Origin of the sequence: Veillonella parvula, from assembly GCF_032472435.1 — a bacterium.
Classification (GTDB): Bacteria; Bacillota; Negativicutes; order Veillonellales; family Veillonellaceae; genus Veillonella; species Veillonella parvula_N.
The window spans coordinates 107,404-122,310 of sequence record NZ_JAWEGM010000006.1; the positions used below are offsets into that span (position 1 = coordinate 107,404).

The window sequence follows — 14,907 nt, forward strand, 5'->3', positions numbered from 1 at the left end:
TAATAGAACTTGAATTTAATAATCTCTTAGATATTATGCAAAAGGTTGACAATACATATTCATCCTTTACGATAACTGCTAACATATTACGATATTATACTAGTCGATTGTACCATAAAATTGACAATAAAAAAACGGTGCTGCAACATAAGTTACAACACCGTATGAGTTTGATTAAACTAACTCGATAATAGCCAAAGGTGCAGCGTCACCTTTGCGAAGACCAGTTTTGATTACACGAGTGTAACCACCTTGGCGGTCTGCATATTTTGGAGCAATTGTATCAAACAATTTTTTTACTACACTTTCATCCATGAGGTATGCAAGAACTTGGCGACGTGCATGAAGATCACCACGTTTAGCCAAAGTTACCATTTGATCAGCTAAAGAACGAAGTTCTTTCGCTTTAGCTTCAGTCGTTTCAATACGCTCATATTGGAAGAAAGATGTTAACATGCTACGGAACAACGCTTTACGAGCGGAGCTGTCGCGGCCTAATTTTCTGTACATTCGTCTTCCTCCTTATTCGCCTTTTTGTTTAAGTTGAAAACCACCTGGATGATTATTGAGTTTTTCCTCAATTTCATCGATAGATTTTTTACCTAAGTTGCGAACTTTTCCTAAGTCATCAATGGTTTTGTCTAGCAAGTCTGCAATTGTATTAATGCCAGCACGTTTCAAGCAGTTATACGCACGAACAGAGAGTTCCAACTCGTCGATGGAAATCTTTGCTGGGCCGTCATCTACAGCTGGTTCTTCATTATCGGAACCTACTGGATCTATAACGATACCGCCTTCACCAGTGTTTACATCTACAACATCTGCAGAATGCGCTAATTTAGTGAAGTTCCCTAAATAACCAATCATAATGGCAGCAGATTTTGCCACTGCATCAGCAGCAGTAATGGAGCCATCAGTCCAAACTTCTAATGTAAGTTTGTCGAAGTCCATTTCATTGCCTACACGAACATCACTCACTTCGTATTTAGCACGAAGAATTGGAGAGAAGATGGAATCGATTGGAATACAACCAATAACATCAGTATCTTTTTTATTCTTCGTTGAAGGAACATAGCCTTTACCTCGTTCGATTACTACGTCCATTACGAGATGAGCTGTCTCATCCATTGTCGCAATCACGAGTTCAGGATTCAATACTTCTACCTCTGGTGGGAATTGTTCAGCCAAATCAGCAGCTGTCAATATTCCATCCTTTTGGAAGTCGAAATGAACTTCCAAAGGTAATTGTGCTTCTTCTTCAACTTTGATGCACAATTGCTTTAAGTTAAGGATGATATCCGTAACGTCTTCGCGAATACCAGGAATAGTAGAGAATTCATGAAGAACTCCATCAATTTTGATAGAGGTTATAGCTGCCCCATCCAAGGATGAAAGCAAAATTCTGCGTAAGCTATTACCGAGAGTGATCCCATAACCACGATCTAATGGTTCACATACGAACTTACCATAACGACCGCCATCGGCGATGTCCACTTTCTCGATTTTAAGTTTCTTTTCTTCGCTCATCAGGAACATCCTCCTATATAACACACGTTCATAGTTAATTATAGCACCGTATCATATCGGTCGCTATAAATTATACACGACGGCGTTTTGGAGGGCGACAACCATTGTGAGGAATTGGAGTTACGTCTTTAATGGAAGTAACTTCAAGACCTGCAGCTTGTAAAGCACGGATTGCAGCTTCACGGCCGGATCCAGGACCTTTTACGAATACTTCAACAGTGCGAAGACCATGTTCCATTGCAGCTTTAGCAGCTTGTTCAGCAGCCATTTGAGCAGCAAATGGAGTGGATTTACGAGAACCACGGAAGCCCAAGCCACCAGCGGAAGCCCAAGACAACGCATTACCGTTTGTATCTGTCAAAGTTACGATAGTGTTATTGAATGTAGAACGAATATGAGCCGCACCGGATTCAATATGTTTCTTTTCTTTTCTTTTAGTTCTAACAACTTTTTTAGCCACGCTTTATCCCTCCTTTATCTTATTTCTTTTTACCAGCAATTGCTTTTCTAGGACCTTTGCGAGTACGTGCATTCGTTTTAGTACGTTGACCACGAAGTGGTAAACCCATACGATGACGTTTGCCTCGATAGGAGTTGATTTCAATTAAGCGTTTAATGTTAAGAGCTTCTTCACGACGAAGGTCACCTTCTACTTTGTAATCAGCATCTAACAATTCACGGATTTTCGCTACTTCATCTTCAGAAAGATCGCGAACGCGTGTGTCAGGATTGATACCAGTTTTAGCAATAATTTCAGATGCTAAAGTCGGACCAATACCATAAATATAAGTTAAACCAATTTCCACTCGTTTATCACGAGGTAAATCTACACCGGCGATACGTGCCATCTAATCATCCACCTCCTATCAGATTATCCTTGTTTTTGTTTATGTTTTGGATTTTCGCAAATAACCATTACACGGCCTTTGCGTTTAATGATTTTACATTTTTCGCATATCTTTTTAACTGATGGTTGAACCTTCATTAGTACCTCCTTTGTGGACCCTATGCTTATTTAAAGCGATAGGTGATGCGACCACGATTTAAGTCATACGGTGTCAGTTCCATAGTAACTTTATCACCAGGAAGAATACGGATAAAATTCATACGCATTTTACCTGACACATGAGCCAATACGATATGACCATTTTCCAATTCAACTTGGAACATGGCATTCGGTAATGCCTCAACGACCGTACCTTCCACCTCAATAACGTCTTCTTTTGACATATCTTTTCCTCCGGTTACCTGTTTATTTAATTAACCGCGGTTCTTCCCGCATAGTTAATATTTCAGGGCCGTTTTCTGTAACAACCACTGTATGTTCGAAATGAGCAGCAGGTTTACCATCTACTGTAACTGCTGTCCAGTCATCCCCTAATACACGAACACGGTGAGTACCTAATGTAATCATCGGTTCAATACACAATACCATACCTGGTTTCATAAGAGGTCCTTGATCAAGACTACCATAGTTTGGTATTTGCGGATCTTCATGCATTTCGCGGCCTAAACCATGACCTACGAAGTCGCGTACGACACCGTAACCATGTTTCTCACAATACGTTTGAACAGCGTGACCGATAGCACCAATACGGTTACCGACTTTCACTTGTTCAATTCCCTTGAACAGACTTTCCTCTGTAACTTTTAACAATTTCATCACATCGGGTTTGACGTGACCGATAGGAATCGTCACAGCCGAATCGCCGTGATATCCATCAATAGATGATACGAGATCAATACTGAGGACATCGCCGTTTTTAAGCTTACGCTTAGCGCTCGGAATACCATGAACGACTTCTTCGTTAATAGAAGCACAGATTGTAGCGGGGAATCCATAGTACCCTTTACAACTTGGTATACCACCGTGGCTGCGAATATATTCTTCGGCAATTGTATCTAACTCAAGCGTCGTGATGCCAGGTTTAGCCTTTTTTACTAACAAGGACAACGTGTCTGCTGTAAGCTTACTTGCCTTGCGGATACATTCAATCTCATGGGGCGATTTCAAAATAATCATAGATTATTTCTCCAACGCCTTAATGATGTCAGCAAATACTGCGTCTACATCTTGTAAACCATTAATTTCTTGATATAATCCGCTATTGCGATAGTAATCAATTAATGGTTTAGTAGATTCTTCGTACACAGCTAGACGTTTCTGTACTGTTTCAGGGTTATCATCAGCACGATTTTCTAGAACAGCTCGTTCGCTAATACGTTTAACCAATTCCTCGGAAGGAACGTTTAAATTAAGTACAGCGTCCAAAGAAATTCCTAATTCTTTAAGGATTGCATCCAAGGATACAGCTTGCGCTGTAGTTCTTGGAAATCCATCAAGAATAAATCCAGATTTGCAGTCATCTTTCACCAAGCGATCACGTACGATACCAACAGTTACACTGTCTGGTACCAATTGACCAGCATCGATGTATTTCTTAGCCTCAACTCCAAGAGGTGTTTCGTTCTTAATCGCAGCGCGGAACATATCACCTGTTGAAATTTGGGGAATACCGTATTTTTCAATAAGTCGAGCTGCCTGAGTGCCTTTACCAGCACCAGGAGGTCCCATTAATAAAATATACATATCGTTTCCCTCCTATTTCACAAAGCCTTTATAGTGGCGTGTTACCATGAGCGACTCAATTTGTTGCATTGTATCAAGTGCTACACCTACAACGATAAGAAGAGCCGTACCACCAAAGTATACGCCTTGGACGCCGGTTATACTACCGAGGAAATTCGGTATAATAGCAACGACAGCTAAGAATACAGCGCCAGCCAAAGTGATCTTGGTCATCACGTTATCCACATAATCAGCAGTTGGTTTACCCGCACGAATACCTGGGATAAAACCACCGTATTTTTTCATATTATCTGCCATATCTGTAATGTTGATAGAGATTGCAGTATAGAAATACGTAAAGATAAAGATCAATATCGCATACAATGCCGTTTGTAACGGCGTCCCCCATGTAAATAAATCAGCAACTTTATGAACAAATTCATTGTCAATAAATTGTGCAATTGTTACAGGGAACATCAACACAGATGACGCAAAGATAATTGGGATTACACCTGCCTGATTGACTTTCAACGGCAAGAATGTAGAGTGACCACCGTACATTTTACGCCCTACTACGCGTTTTGCGTATTGGATAGGAATGCGACGTTGGCCTTGTGTAACTGCCACTACGACAGCGATCATCGCAAGTGCAATTACAGCAAATAAGAATGCTTGGAACATGTTAATGGTTCCGTTTTGGATATATTGATAAATAGTTTCGAGACCATCTGGCAATCGAGCTACGATACCAGCAAAGATGATCAAGGAAATACCATTACCTATACCATATGCTGTGATTTGCTCACCAATCCACATCAACAAACATGTGCCTGCTGTGAGGATGATGGCCACAACGAATACGCTAAGGAAATCATTATTTACCAAAGCGTTGTTTGCTCTAAGAGCAAATGCCATACCAGCGGCTTGTACAAAGCCAAGGACTACGGTGCCATAACGAGTTACCTTCGCTATTTTCTTACGCCCGTCTTCACCATCTTTACTCCATGCTTCAAACTGAGGAACTACAGACTGAAGCAGTTGCATGATGATGGAAGCATTAATGTAAGGGGTAATACTCATCGCAAAGATAGAGAACTTACTTAGCGCACCACCAGCAAACAAGTCTAATAGACCAAATAGGTTACCGGATGTAAACAAGGATTCGATAACAGATGCATCTACACCTGGTACTGGGATGTGAATGCCGGCTCTAAACACAGCAAACATCATCAATGTGTACAAGATCTTGTTACGTAACTCAGTAATCTTAAAGATGTTCGAGAGGCTATCTAGCACCCTAGATCACCTCAACTTTTCCGCCTGCTGCTGTGATTTTTTCTTCAGCAGCTTTAGTGAAGCCATTAGCGATAACAGTCAAGTTTTTAGTTTCCAATGTACCGTTACCTAAAATACGAATACCATCGCGTACATTTTTCAAAATGCCAGCTTCAATAAGAGCTACTGGATCAACTGTTGCACCATCTTCAAAGCGATTTAATTGTGCTACGTTAACTTCAGCATATTGTTTAGCAAAAACGCTGTTGTTGAAACCGCGTTTTGGTAAACGACGATAAAGAGGCATTTGGCCGCCTTCAAAACCGGAGCGAACGCCACCGCCAGAACGGGAGTTTTGACCTTTTTGACCACGACCAGATGTTTTACCCAAGCCAGAACCTAAACCACGGCCTACACGAGTACGAGTTTTTTTAGAACCAGCTGCTGGTTGTAATTCATGAAGTTTCATTCAGTGCACCTCCTTATCAGTATTAAACTTCTTCAACTTTTACTAAATGTCTAACTTTATGAAGCATACCTTCGATTTGAGGTGTTACTTCTTTTACGACTTGAGAATTAGTTTTTTTCAAGCCCAAAGCTTTAACTGTCGCGCGTTGATCTTCAGGACGACCGATTAAGCTTCTTGTTAATGTTACTTTAACTTGTGCCATTTCTTGTCTCCTTATTACGCGTTATAGATTTCTTCAACGGTTTTACCACGAAGCTCAGCAACTTCGCTAGCGCGTTTCAAATCTTTCAAACCTTCGATTGTAGCGCGAACCATATTGTTAGGGTTAGAAGAACCCAAAGATTTAGTCAAGATGTTACGAACACCTACTAATTCCAATACGGCACGAACAGGGCCACCAGCGATAACGCCAGTACCTTCAGCAGCTGGTTTCAAGAATACGCGGCCTGCACCGAATACGCCTGTTACGCTGTGAGGGATTGTACCATTTTTAATAGCTACGTTTACAATATTTTTCTTAGCATCATCGATACCTTTGCGAATTGCTTCTGGTACTTCCGCTGCTTTACCTAAGCCAACGCCTACATAACCGTTGCCATCACCAACAACTACAAGAGCGCTGAAGGAAAAACGACGACCACCTTTAACTACTTTGGCTACGCGGTTGATGAATACTACTCTTTCTTTAAGATCAAGACTGGTGTAGTCAATTCTCGCCATGTCTATAGTTCCTCCTTCTTAGAATTTTAAGCCTGCTTCACGAGCACCTTCTGCAAGGGCTGCTACGCGGCCGTGGTAAATGTAACCACCACGGTCAAACACTACAGTGTCAATGCCTTTAGCGATAGCTTTTTTAGCAACTGCTTCACCAACAGCTTTAGCAGCAGCTACGTTACCACCATAGGATAAGTTCAAATCTTTATCTAAAGAGCTAGCAGCAACCAAAGTTGTACCTGCTACGTCATCGATTACTTGTGCGTAAATGTTGCTCAAAGAACGGTAAACGTTCAAACGTGGGCAAGTTGCCGTACCAGAGATGTGACGGCGAATACGAAGATGACGTTTTGCTCGAGCGATATTTCTACTAGATTTACGAGGCAAGATATTCACTCCTTTCATTCATATAGATGATATTACTATTTACCTTTTGCACCAGCTTTACCAGCTTTGCGACGAACAACTTCGCCTTCATAGCGGATACCTTTACCTTTGTAAGGTTCAGGTTTTCTCCATTTACGGATATCAGCTGCTACTGCACCTACAACTTCTTTGTCTGCACCAGACACAACGATTTTGTTAGGAGCTGGAACGTCGATTGTAATACCAGCTGGAGCTTCCATTTCTACTGGATGAGAGAAGCCAAGTGTAAGAGCTAATTTATTGCCTTGTTTAGCCGCTCTGTAACCAACACCGTTGATTTCAAGAGTTTTTGTAAATCCTTCAGATACGCCTGTTACCATATTAGCAACAAGAGCGCGAGTCAAACCGTGAAGGGAACGATGATTTTTATCGTCGGAAGGACGAGTTACTGTGATTGTGTTACCTTCTACAGTGATATTCATATCTGGATGCAAATCGCGAGATAATTCACCTTTAGGGCCTTTTACGTTCATATGATGGTTATCATATGTAACAGTAACGCCTGCAGGGATCTCGATAGGCATTCTACCGATACGTGACATTATTTCTACCTCCTATTGCTACTATTACCAAACGTATGCGATTACTTCGCCACCAAGACCTTCTTTACGAGCTTGTTTGTCGCTCATAACGCCTTTGGACGTAGAAATAACTGCGATACCCAAACCACCAAGTACACGAGGAAGTTCTTCCTTTTTCGCGTAAACACGTAAACCTGGTTTGGAAATACGTTTAATTCCTGTAATAACTTTCTCGTTATTGGAACCATATTTCAAAGTTACTTTTAAAGTGTTTTCTTCTTTTTCAACGTTCTTTACAAAGCCTTCTTGTAAAAGGATGTCAAGAACGGCTGCTTTCATTCTAGATGCAGGAATGTTTACCGTTTCATGAAGTGCAGCGTTTGCATTACGGATGCGCGTAAGCATATCCGCGATAGGATCGGTCATTACCATAATCTAAAAACCTCCTCTCGTCTAATATTACCAGCTGGCTTTTTTAACACCAGGAATTTGTCCTTTGTACGCCAATTCACGGAACGCAATACGGCTGATACCGAATTTACGCATATAGCCGTGAGGACGACCAGTTAAGTTGCAACGGTTGTGCAAGCGTGTTGGGGATGCATTTGCTGGTAATTTGGATAAGCCTTCATAATCACCTGCTGCTTTTAACGCTTCACGTTTAGCTGCATATTTTTCAACGATTTTAGCGCGTTTCTTTTCGCGTTCAATCATAGATTTTTTAGCCATCTATATGTTCCTCCTATTATTTTTCAAAAGGCATACCGAATTGAGTCAACAATTCACGAGCTTCTTCATCTGTCTTAGCACTTGTTACGATAATGATATCCATACCAGTAACACGTTCTACCTGATCATATTCGATTTCAGGGAAGATGAGCTGTTCTTTAAGACCCAAAGCGTAGTTACCACGGCCATCGAATGCAGTAGCGCTGATACCGCGGAAGTCACGTACACGAGGTAATGCCGCATTGATCAATCTATCAAGGAATTCATACATGCGTTCGCCACGAAGAGTAACTTTTGTACCCAACGCCATGCCTTCACGAACTTTGAAGTTCGCAATGGATTTTTTAGCTTTTGTGATAACAGGTTTTTGACCAGCAATAATAGTCAAGTCATTAACTGCTGCTTCCAATGCTTTTGCATTGCCTACTGCATCACCTACGCCGATGTTGATAACGATTTTTTCCAATTTAGGAATTTCCATTACATTGCCGTATTGGAATTTTTCTTGCATACTCTTTTTGATTTCAGAGTTGTATTGTTCAAACAAACGAGACATTTATGTAGCTCCTCCTTTCCTGATTATTTAAGTACTGTACCGGATTTAACAGTAGCGCGAACGAATTTACCGTCCTTGCCTTCTACCTTTTTGATACGAGTAGCTGTTTTAGTTTCTGGGTCGACAACCATTACGTTAGAAACATGAATGCCAGCTTCTTTAGTAACGATGCCGCCTTGTGGGTTAGCTTGGGAAGGTTTTGTGTGACGTTTTACAGTGTTAACGCCTTCAACAAATACGCGTTCTTTTTTAGGTTCAGTTGCGATAACTGTACCTTGCTTACCTTTATCTTTACCGGAGATAACAACAACTGTATCGCCTTTTTTGATTTGTAGCTTAGCCATATGCTGCGTTCCTCCTTCTTATAATACTTCTGGAGCCAAAGAAACGATTTTCATGAAGTCTTTTTCACGAAGTTCTCTAGCTACAGGTCCAAAGATACGAGTACCACGAGGGGTCTTGTCATCTTTAATAACTACTGCTGCGTTTTCATCGAAACGAATATAGGAACCGTCTTGACGGCGGATACCTTTTTTAGAACGAACAATAACAGCTTTAACTACGTCGCCTTTCTTGACAACGCCACCGGGTGATGCATCTTTTACAGAAGCAACGATTACGTCACCGATATTGCCGAATTTGCGATAAGAACCGCCCATGACTTGGATGCACATAATACGTTTAGCACCAGTGTTGTCGGCAACATTCAAAATTGTTTGTTGCTGGATCATCGTCTATTCCTCCTTACATCACTCTTATTTTTGTCTTTCAAGAATTTCAACAACTCTCCAACATTTATCTTTAGAAAGTGGACGAGTTTCTACAATTTTAACTGTATCGCCAATTTGACACTCATTATTTTCATCATGAGCTTTGAAGCGTTTTGTGCTAACCATTGGCTTGTTATATAATGCGTGAGGTACTTTACGTTCAACAGCAACAACAACAGTTTTGTCCATTTTGTCGCTAACAACTTTACCTACGCGGACTTTACGTACGTTTCTTTCTTCTGCCACGATTTTAAGCCTCCTTTTCAAACTTTAACAAATCTGTTATTATGCGTTTTCAGATTTAAGTTCAACTTCACGTTGTACAGTTTTAATACGAGCGATTGTCTTCTTAACTTCACGAATGCGCATAGGATTTTCTAATTGACCTGTTGCAAGCTGAAAACGGAGGTTAAATAACTCTTCCTTAAGACCGGAAACTTTTTGTTCCATTTCGGCAGCGCTCATATTGCGAATGTCATTAACCTTCATTTACGTCACCACCCAATTCTTTACCCTTAACAACAAATTTGCATTTGATTGGAAGTTTATGGCTTGCAAGACGCATAGCTTCACGAGCTGTAGCTTCTGGCACACCGTCCATTTCAAACATTACACGACCTGGTTTAACCACTGCTACCCAGTATTCAGGAGAACCTTTACCGGAACCCATACGAGTACCAGCTGGTTTAGCTGTGATTGGTTTGTCAGGGAAAATTTTAATCCATACTTTACCACCACGTTTGATATAACGAGTCATAGCAATACGGGCAGCTTCGATTTGACGGTTAGTGATCCAAGATGGTTCGCATGCTACCAAGCCGAACTCACCATGAGACACTGTATTACCGCGCATAGCACGACCTTTCATACGGCCGCGGAATTGCTTACGATGTTTTACGCGCTTTGGAATAAGCATTACTTGCCACCTTCTTCCTTCTTAGCAGGTGCTTGTTTTGCTTCTGGCAAAACTTCACCTTTGTAAATCCATACTTTAATGCCGATACAACCATATGTTGTATGAGCTTCAGCAGTACCGTAGTCGATGTCTGCACGAAGTGTATGCAAAGGAATAGAACCTTCACGATAGGATTCGCTACGAGCGATTTCAGCGCCGCCAAGACGACCGCTTACCATGATTTTAATACCTTTTGCACCTAAGCGCATTGTACGACCTACAGCTTGTTTCATTGCACGGCGGAAGCCGATACGACGTTCCAATTGGCCCGCAATGTTTTCAGCAACTAATGTTGCATCCATATCTGCTTGTTTAATTTCTGCAATGTTAACGTCCACTTGTTTATCAGTAAAACGAGTCATTGCTTTTTTGATATCTTCGATACCAGCACCACCACGACCGATAACCATACCTGGTTTCGCAGTGTGGATAGTCAATTTAATACGTTTATTTGTACGCTCGATTTCAATGCGGGAAATACCAGCAATGAAAAGGGTTTCTTTCAAGAAGTTACGAATTTTTACGTCTTCATGAAGATTAGCAGCGAAATCTTTATCTGCATACCATTTTGCGTCCCAATCTTTTACGATACCGACACGCAAACCGTGTGGATTAACTTTTTGACCCACTCTGTTTCCCTCCTTCTTAAGCTCTTTCTTTAACTACTACTGTTACGTGGCTAGTACGTTTCAAAATTTTGAAAGCTTGACCACGGGAACGAGGATGAATGCGTTTTAATGTAGGGCCTTGATCAACGAAGATCTCGGATACGTAAAGATTGTCAACATTCATATCGAAATTATGTTCAGCGTTTGCGATTGCAGAACGCATAACTTTTTCTACTACATCAGCGCCAACTTTCGGAGTGAACTTCAAGATGGCAAATGCTTCGCCGATGTTTTTACCGCGCACTAAATCTGCAACGATACGGATTTTACGAGGCGCGATTCGGATATGTCTAGCGATTGCTTTTGCTTCCATGTATTATTTCCTCCTATTTTTTGCCTGTAGATTTTTCGTCCTTACCATGACCTCTATAAGTACGTGTAGGAGCGAACTCACCTAATTTATGACCTACCATATCTTCTGTAATGAATACAGGTACATGTTTGCGACCATCATGCACAGCAATTGTGTGGCCTACAAAACTTGGGATAATAGTAGAGGCACGGGACCAGGTTTTTACAACTTTCTTTTCGTTAGTTTCGTTTAAAGCTTCAACTTTCTTAAGCAAATGATCTGCTACGAAAGGGCCTTTTTTAATAGATCTGGACACTATTTTATCTCCTTTCCTTTATCCTATTTTGTACGACGTTTAATAATTAAGCTGTTAGAAGCTTTTTTCTTGTCGCGAGTTTTAACACCATGTGCTGGTTTGCCCCAAGGTGTAACAGGATGTTTACGACCAACAGGAGATTTACCTTCACCACCACCATGTGGATGGTCACAAGGGTTCATTACAACACCACGGTTGCCAGGGCGAACACCCATCCAACGATGACGACCAGCTTTACCAATTACAAGGTTGCTGTGGTCAGCGTTACCAACAACACCAATTGTTGCACGGCACTCTTGACGAACACGACGCATTTCACCAGATGGTAAACGAAGAATAGCGTAGCCATTATCTTTACCCATCAATTGAGCAGATGTACCAGCGGAACGAACGATTTGACCACCTTTACCGATTTTCAATTCGATATTGTGGATTTGTGTACCGTCTGGAATATTAGCCAATGGTAAGCAGTTACCAGGTTTAATATCGGACTCAGGACCGGAGAATACAACGTCACCAACTTTTAGACCGTTAGGAGCTAAAATGTAGCGTTTTTCACCATCAGCGTAGTTAAGCAAAGCGATACGAGAAGAACGGTTAGGATCATACTCGATTGTTGCTACTTTAGCTGGAATATTATCTTTAGTACGTTTGAAGTCAATAATACGGTATTGACGTTTGTGACCGCCACCTTGGTGACGAACTGTCATTTTACCAGTATTGTTACGACCACCTTTTTGAGAAATCTTAGCGAGCAAGGATTTTTCTGGTTTGCTTGCTGTGATTTCGTCGAAGGCGGATACTGTCATAAACCGGCGACCAGCGGAGTACGGTTTAAATGATTTAATTGCCATTAGTGGGCCTCCTTACAACTAGACTCTTAGACACCTTCAAAGAATTCAATGGATTCGCCAGCTTTTAAGGTTACGATAGCTTTTTTGTAATCGCTACGTTTACCTTGTGTACGACCCATGCGTTTAGTCTTACCTAAAACACGAATAGTAGCTACTTTTTCTACTTTTACATTGAAGATTTTTTCAACTGCTTGACGGATTTGCACTTTATTTGCAGTCAAAGGCACACGGAAAGTGTATTTGCCTTCTTCCATAAGCATAGTGGATTTTTCGGTAATAACCGGGCGGATTAGTACATCATGTAATTGCATTATCCGAGCACCTCCTCGATTTTTGCGACAGCGCCTTTAGTAATGAAGAGCTTATCGTAATGAAGAAGATCGAAAATGTTCATACCTTCGCAAGCCAAAGCTTTAACACCTTGGATGTTACGAGCGGAACGTTCAACATTTACATCACCTTCAGTGATGAACAATACTTTTGCATCACCAACGTTGAAGCTGTTAATAATGTTCAACACTTCTTTTGTTTTAGGAGCTGCTAATGTGATTTCTTCCAAAACGTATAATTCGCTATTATTCACTTTATCGCTAAGAGCAGATTTAACTGCTAAACGTCTAGCCTTACGAGGCATAGCTTTGTAATAGCTGCGAGGTTGTGGGCCAAATGTAGTACCGCCACCGATCCAGATTGGGGAGCGGCTAGAGCCTGCACGAGCACGGCCAGTACCTTTTTGTTTCCAAGGTTTACGGCCACCGCCACGAACCATACCTCTAGTTTTTGTTGCATGTGTGCCGAGACGTTCGTTAGACAATTGACGAACTACGGCTTGATGCATTACGGCTTCGTTAACTTCAACGCCGAATACTGCATCGTTTAACTGTATTTCACCGACTTTAACGCCGGATTGATTATATGTTGCTACTGTAGGCATTACATAATCCTCCTTTCGACAAATGATTATTTAACAGGTTTAACCGTGTTGCGAACCATAACCAAGCTACCTTTAGCGCCTGGGATACCACCTTTAACCAATAAAAGGTTACGTTCAGCATCAACTTTCACAACGGATAAGCGTTGTACGGTAACTCTGTAACCACCCATTTGTCCAGGGAGTTTTTTACCTTTGTATACCTTACCGCCGCCACCGGAGATCATAGGACCGATGGAACCAGGTTCACGGTGAGATTTGGAGCCATGAGTTTCAGGACCACGGGAGAAGTTATGGCGTTTAATTGTGCCAGCAAAACCCTTACCTTTACCTGTACCCACTACGTCCACCAATTCACCTTCTGCGAAGATATCAGCTGCCAGAGTTTGGCCTACTGTGTAGTCAGCTGCATTAGCTACGCGAACTTCGCGAAGATATTTCACTGGAGCTACGCCAGCTTTGTCGAACTGACCTTTTACAGGTTTTGTTAAATGTTTTTCTTTAATGGAACCGTAACCAATTTGTACTGCTTCATAGCCGTCTGTTTCTACAGTCTTTACGCGCACTACAACGCTTGGGGTAGTTTCCACTACTGTTACAGGAACTAATTGGCCTTCAGCTGTGAAGACTTGTGTCATTCCTAATTTTTTACCCAAAATAGCTTTAGACATTATCGCACCTCCTTATAGTTTTATTTCAATAGATACACCAGCTGGTAAATCTAAACGAGTGATAGCATCTACTGTTTTCGAATTTGGTTCAAGAATATCGATTAAGCGTTTATGTGTACGCATTTCGAATTGTTCACGAGAATCTTTGTTTACGTGTACAGAACGAAGAATTGTGAAGATATTCTTTTCTGTTGGCAATGGAATCGGACCAGATACCATAGCGCCATTTCTTTTTGCAGTGTCTACGATCTTAGCAGCGCTTTGATCGAGAGCTTTGTGGTCGTATGCCTTAAGGCGAATACGGATTTTTTGCTGTTTAGCCATTATTAATAATTCCTCCTGTCGTCCATTTCGTGAATGGGCTGCTCCATAGAAATTCTCCTCCGCAGAGGCAACCTTCTACTTCATAGTTTAAAAACACAACACGAGAGCGGCATTATCTGCCGCTCTGAGTGCTGCATGTATTGTGCTCAACGCATTCTACGATGAGCATAAAAGGTTAAATTAACCTTCGATTTCTGTTACTACGCCAGCGCCTACTGTATGGCCACCTTCGCGGATCGCAAAGCGAAGACCTTCTTCGATAGCGATTGGAGTAATCAATTCGATTTCCATTGTTACGTTATCGCCAGGCATACACATTTCTACACCTTCAGGAAGGTTT

At 41.4% G+C, this 14,907-nt stretch carries 31 protein-coding genes; all 31 read right to left on the bottom strand.

What is annotated here, in order from left to right; genetic code table 11:
- Positions 1-174 precede the first annotated feature (174 nt).
- Entirely contained in the window at positions 175-510 is a 336-nt protein-coding gene (gene rplQ, locus E7A03_RS08610) for a 50S ribosomal protein L17 (RefSeq protein WP_004695155.1), read from the bottom strand.
- A 12-nt stretch (positions 511-522) separates the two neighbouring features.
- Positions 523-1,527, bottom strand: a complete 1,005-nt coding sequence (locus E7A03_RS08615) for a DNA-directed RNA polymerase subunit alpha (RefSeq protein WP_004695153.1) — start codon at positions 1,525-1,527, stop codon at positions 523-525.
- A gap of 70 nt (positions 1,528-1,597) precedes the next feature.
- Positions 1,598-1,987 carry a 30S ribosomal protein S11 gene (rpsK, locus tag E7A03_RS08620; RefSeq protein WP_004695151.1) on the bottom strand — a complete coding sequence of 130 codons (390 nt, stop codon included), beginning with the start codon at positions 1,985-1,987 and terminating at the stop codon, positions 1,598-1,600.
- 19 nt (positions 1,988-2,006) lie between these two features.
- Complete coding sequence (gene rpsM / locus E7A03_RS08625; RefSeq protein WP_004695149.1) at positions 2,007-2,375, bottom strand: 30S ribosomal protein S13; 369 nt, start codon at positions 2,373-2,375, stop codon at positions 2,007-2,009.
- Positions 2,376-2,398: 23 nt separating this feature from the next.
- Entirely contained in the window at positions 2,399-2,512 is a 114-nt protein-coding gene (gene rpmJ, locus E7A03_RS08630; protein ID WP_004695148.1) for a 50S ribosomal protein L36, read from the bottom strand.
- Between the two features lie 26 nt (positions 2,513-2,538).
- Positions 2,539-2,757 carry a translation initiation factor IF-1 gene (gene infA / locus E7A03_RS08635; RefSeq protein WP_004695147.1) on the bottom strand — a complete coding sequence of 73 codons (219 nt, stop codon included), beginning with the start codon at positions 2,755-2,757 and terminating at the stop codon, positions 2,539-2,541.
- Positions 2,758-2,779: 22 nt separating this feature from the next.
- Positions 2,780-3,550 carry a type I methionyl aminopeptidase gene (gene map / locus E7A03_RS08640; RefSeq protein ID WP_156697250.1) on the bottom strand — a complete coding sequence of 257 codons (771 nt, stop codon included), beginning with the start codon at positions 3,548-3,550 and terminating at the stop codon, positions 2,780-2,782.
- 3 nt (positions 3,551-3,553) lie between these two features.
- Positions 3,554-4,117, bottom strand: a complete 564-nt coding sequence (locus tag E7A03_RS08645; protein WP_004695145.1) for an adenylate kinase — start codon at positions 4,115-4,117, stop codon at positions 3,554-3,556.
- A gap of 12 nt (positions 4,118-4,129) precedes the next feature.
- The gene (gene secY / locus E7A03_RS08650; RefSeq protein ID WP_012864761.1) at positions 4,130-5,392 is read right to left on the bottom strand and encodes a preprotein translocase subunit SecY; all 1,263 of its coding nucleotides are present in this window, start codon (positions 5,390-5,392) and stop codon (positions 4,130-4,132) included.
- Between the two features lies 1 nt (position 5,393).
- Positions 5,394-5,840 (bottom strand): 50S ribosomal protein L15, encoded by a 447-nt coding sequence (rplO, locus tag E7A03_RS08655; RefSeq protein ID WP_004695141.1) that lies wholly within the window; start codon positions 5,838-5,840, stop codon positions 5,394-5,396.
- Between the two features lie 22 nt (positions 5,841-5,862).
- Positions 5,863-6,042, bottom strand: a complete 180-nt coding sequence (gene rpmD / locus E7A03_RS08660) for a 50S ribosomal protein L30 (protein ID WP_004695138.1) — start codon at positions 6,040-6,042, stop codon at positions 5,863-5,865.
- A gap of 14 nt (positions 6,043-6,056) precedes the next feature.
- Complete coding sequence (gene rpsE / locus E7A03_RS08665; RefSeq protein ID WP_004695136.1) at positions 6,057-6,560, bottom strand: 30S ribosomal protein S5; 504 nt, start codon at positions 6,558-6,560, stop codon at positions 6,057-6,059.
- A gap of 18 nt (positions 6,561-6,578) precedes the next feature.
- The gene (gene rplR / locus E7A03_RS08670) at positions 6,579-6,959 is read right to left on the bottom strand and encodes a 50S ribosomal protein L18 (RefSeq protein WP_005385510.1); all 381 of its coding nucleotides are present in this window, start codon (positions 6,957-6,959) and stop codon (positions 6,579-6,581) included.
- Positions 6,960-6,976: 17 nt separating this feature from the next.
- Entirely contained in the window at positions 6,977-7,522 is a 546-nt protein-coding gene (rplF, locus tag E7A03_RS08675; protein ID WP_004695131.1) for a 50S ribosomal protein L6, read from the bottom strand.
- A gap of 24 nt (positions 7,523-7,546) precedes the next feature.
- The gene (gene rpsH / locus E7A03_RS08680) at positions 7,547-7,933 is read right to left on the bottom strand and encodes a 30S ribosomal protein S8 (protein ID WP_004695128.1); all 387 of its coding nucleotides are present in this window, start codon (positions 7,931-7,933) and stop codon (positions 7,547-7,549) included.
- 27 nt (positions 7,934-7,960) lie between these two features.
- Positions 7,961-8,230: a 30S ribosomal protein S14 gene (gene rpsN / locus E7A03_RS08685; protein WP_004695122.1), complete on the bottom strand. Its 270-nt coding sequence runs from the start codon at positions 8,228-8,230 to the stop codon at positions 7,961-7,963.
- Between the two features lie 16 nt (positions 8,231-8,246).
- Entirely contained in the window at positions 8,247-8,786 is a 540-nt protein-coding gene (gene rplE / locus E7A03_RS08690; RefSeq protein WP_004695119.1) for a 50S ribosomal protein L5, read from the bottom strand.
- Positions 8,787-8,809: 23 nt separating this feature from the next.
- The gene (gene rplX / locus E7A03_RS08695; RefSeq protein ID WP_004695118.1) at positions 8,810-9,130 is read right to left on the bottom strand and encodes a 50S ribosomal protein L24; all 321 of its coding nucleotides are present in this window, start codon (positions 9,128-9,130) and stop codon (positions 8,810-8,812) included.
- Between the two features lie 18 nt (positions 9,131-9,148).
- Positions 9,149-9,517 carry a 50S ribosomal protein L14 gene (gene rplN, locus E7A03_RS08700; RefSeq protein ID WP_004695117.1) on the bottom strand — a complete coding sequence of 123 codons (369 nt, stop codon included), beginning with the start codon at positions 9,515-9,517 and terminating at the stop codon, positions 9,149-9,151.
- Between the two features lie 24 nt (positions 9,518-9,541).
- Positions 9,542-9,802 carry a 30S ribosomal protein S17 gene (gene rpsQ / locus E7A03_RS08705; RefSeq protein ID WP_004695116.1) on the bottom strand — a complete coding sequence of 87 codons (261 nt, stop codon included), beginning with the start codon at positions 9,800-9,802 and terminating at the stop codon, positions 9,542-9,544.
- A gap of 39 nt (positions 9,803-9,841) precedes the next feature.
- Positions 9,842-10,045, bottom strand: a complete 204-nt coding sequence (gene rpmC / locus E7A03_RS08710; RefSeq protein ID WP_004695115.1) for a 50S ribosomal protein L29 — start codon at positions 10,043-10,045, stop codon at positions 9,842-9,844.
- Positions 10,035-10,472, bottom strand: coding sequence for a 50S ribosomal protein L16 (gene rplP / locus E7A03_RS08715; protein ID WP_004695114.1), 438 nt, complete (start codon positions 10,470-10,472; stop codon positions 10,035-10,037). The genes rpmC and rplP overlap by 11 nt, the downstream gene beginning before the upstream one ends.
- Positions 10,472-11,140, bottom strand: a complete 669-nt coding sequence (gene rpsC / locus E7A03_RS08720) for a 30S ribosomal protein S3 (protein ID WP_004695113.1) — start codon at positions 11,138-11,140, stop codon at positions 10,472-10,474. Before rpsC ends, rplP begins: the two co-directional genes overlap by 1 nt.
- A gap of 16 nt (positions 11,141-11,156) precedes the next feature.
- Positions 11,157-11,492: a 50S ribosomal protein L22 gene (gene rplV, locus E7A03_RS08725; protein WP_004695112.1), complete on the bottom strand. Its 336-nt coding sequence runs from the start codon at positions 11,490-11,492 to the stop codon at positions 11,157-11,159.
- Between the two features lie 13 nt (positions 11,493-11,505).
- Positions 11,506-11,787, bottom strand: a complete 282-nt coding sequence (rpsS, locus tag E7A03_RS08730; RefSeq protein WP_004695110.1) for a 30S ribosomal protein S19 — start codon at positions 11,785-11,787, stop codon at positions 11,506-11,508.
- Positions 11,788-11,810: 23 nt separating this feature from the next.
- The gene (rplB, locus tag E7A03_RS08735) at positions 11,811-12,641 is read right to left on the bottom strand and encodes a 50S ribosomal protein L2 (RefSeq protein WP_004695109.1); all 831 of its coding nucleotides are present in this window, start codon (positions 12,639-12,641) and stop codon (positions 11,811-11,813) included.
- 26 nt (positions 12,642-12,667) lie between these two features.
- On the bottom strand, positions 12,668-12,952 hold the full coding sequence (gene rplW / locus E7A03_RS08740) for a 50S ribosomal protein L23 (protein WP_004695108.1): 285 nt from the start codon (positions 12,950-12,952) through the stop codon (positions 12,668-12,670).
- The gene (gene rplD, locus E7A03_RS08745) at positions 12,952-13,575 is read right to left on the bottom strand and encodes a 50S ribosomal protein L4 (RefSeq protein ID WP_004695105.1); all 624 of its coding nucleotides are present in this window, start codon (positions 13,573-13,575) and stop codon (positions 12,952-12,954) included. The genes rplW and rplD overlap by 1 nt, the downstream gene beginning before the upstream one ends.
- Before the next feature lie 26 nt (positions 13,576-13,601).
- Positions 13,602-14,243 carry a 50S ribosomal protein L3 gene (rplC, locus tag E7A03_RS08750; RefSeq protein WP_004695102.1) on the bottom strand — a complete coding sequence of 214 codons (642 nt, stop codon included), beginning with the start codon at positions 14,241-14,243 and terminating at the stop codon, positions 13,602-13,604.
- A gap of 12 nt (positions 14,244-14,255) precedes the next feature.
- Positions 14,256-14,567 carry a 30S ribosomal protein S10 gene (rpsJ, locus tag E7A03_RS08755; protein WP_004695100.1) on the bottom strand — a complete coding sequence of 104 codons (312 nt, stop codon included), beginning with the start codon at positions 14,565-14,567 and terminating at the stop codon, positions 14,256-14,258.
- A 180-nt stretch (positions 14,568-14,747) separates the two neighbouring features.
- Positions 14,748-14,907: EF-Tu C-terminal domain-related protein (locus tag E7A03_RS08760; protein WP_462889696.1), on the bottom strand; the 160-nt coding region annotated here is incomplete at its 5' end.

Coding starts and splice junctions, on each gene's coding strand:
- rpsE (WP_004695136.1), bottom strand. CDS start 6,560: ATGGCGAGAATTGACTACACCAGTCTTGATCTTAAAGAAAGAGTAGTA.
- rplQ (WP_004695155.1), bottom strand. CDS start 510: ATGTACAGAAAATTAGGCCGCGACAGCTCCGCTCGTAAAGCGTTGTTC.
- rpmD (WP_004695138.1), bottom strand. CDS start 6,042: ATGGCACAAGTTAAAGTAACATTAACAAGAAGCTTAATCGGTCGTCCT.
- rpsM (WP_004695149.1), bottom strand. CDS start 2,375: ATGGCACGTATCGCCGGTGTAGATTTACCTCGTGATAAACGAGTGGAA.
- rplR (WP_005385510.1), bottom strand. CDS start 6,959: ATGAAAGGAGTGAATATCTTGCCTCGTAAATCTAGTAGAAATATCGCT.
- rpsH (WP_004695128.1), bottom strand. CDS start 7,933: ATGGTAATGACCGATCCTATCGCGGATATGCTTACGCGCATCCGTAAT.
- rplF (WP_004695131.1), bottom strand. CDS start 7,522: ATGTCACGTATCGGTAGAATGCCTATCGAGATCCCTGCAGGCGTTACT.
- infA (WP_004695147.1), bottom strand. CDS start 2,757: ATGTCAAAAGAAGACGTTATTGAGGTGGAAGGTACGGTCGTTGAGGCA.
- rpsJ (WP_004695100.1), bottom strand. CDS start 14,567: ATGGCTAAACAGCAAAAAATCCGTATTCGCCTTAAGGCATACGACCAC.
- rplV (WP_004695112.1), bottom strand. CDS start 11,492: ATGGAAGCAAAAGCAATCGCTAGACATATCCGAATCGCGCCTCGTAAA.
- E7A03_RS08645 (WP_004695145.1), bottom strand. CDS start 4,117: ATGTATATTTTATTAATGGGACCTCCTGGTGCTGGTAAAGGCACTCAG.
- rpmC (WP_004695115.1), bottom strand. CDS start 10,045: ATGAAGGTTAATGACATTCGCAATATGAGCGCTGCCGAAATGGAACAA.
- rplC (WP_004695102.1), bottom strand. CDS start 14,243: ATGTCTAAAGCTATTTTGGGTAAAAAATTAGGAATGACACAAGTCTTC.
- rpsN (WP_004695122.1), bottom strand. CDS start 8,230: ATGGCTAAAAAATCTATGATTGAACGCGAAAAGAAACGCGCTAAAATC.
- E7A03_RS08615 (WP_004695153.1), bottom strand. CDS start 1,527: ATGAGCGAAGAAAAGAAACTTAAAATCGAGAAAGTGGACATCGCCGAT.
- rplW (WP_004695108.1), bottom strand. CDS start 12,952: ATGCAATTACATGATGTACTAATCCGCCCGGTTATTACCGAAAAATCC.
- rplP (WP_004695114.1), bottom strand. CDS start 10,472: ATGCTTATTCCAAAGCGCGTAAAACATCGTAAGCAATTCCGCGGCCGT.
- rplE (WP_004695119.1), bottom strand. CDS start 8,786: ATGTCTCGTTTGTTTGAACAATACAACTCTGAAATCAAAAAGAGTATG.
- rplO (WP_004695141.1), bottom strand. CDS start 5,840: ATGAAACTTCATGAATTACAACCAGCAGCTGGTTCTAAAAAAACTCGT.
- rplN (WP_004695117.1), bottom strand. CDS start 9,517: ATGATCCAGCAACAAACAATTTTGAATGTTGCCGACAACACTGGTGCT.
- rpmJ (WP_004695148.1), bottom strand. CDS start 2,512: ATGAAGGTTCAACCATCAGTTAAAAAGATATGCGAAAAATGTAAAATC.
- rplB (WP_004695109.1), bottom strand. CDS start 12,641: ATGGCAATTAAATCATTTAAACCGTACTCCGCTGGTCGCCGGTTTATG.
- map (WP_156697250.1), bottom strand. CDS start 3,550: ATGATTATTTTGAAATCGCCCCATGAGATTGAATGTATCCGCAAGGCA.
- rplX (WP_004695118.1), bottom strand. CDS start 9,130: ATGGCTAAGCTACAAATCAAAAAAGGCGATACAGTTGTTGTTATCTCC.
- rplD (WP_004695105.1), bottom strand. CDS start 13,575: ATGCCTACAGTAGCAACATATAATCAATCCGGCGTTAAAGTCGGTGAA.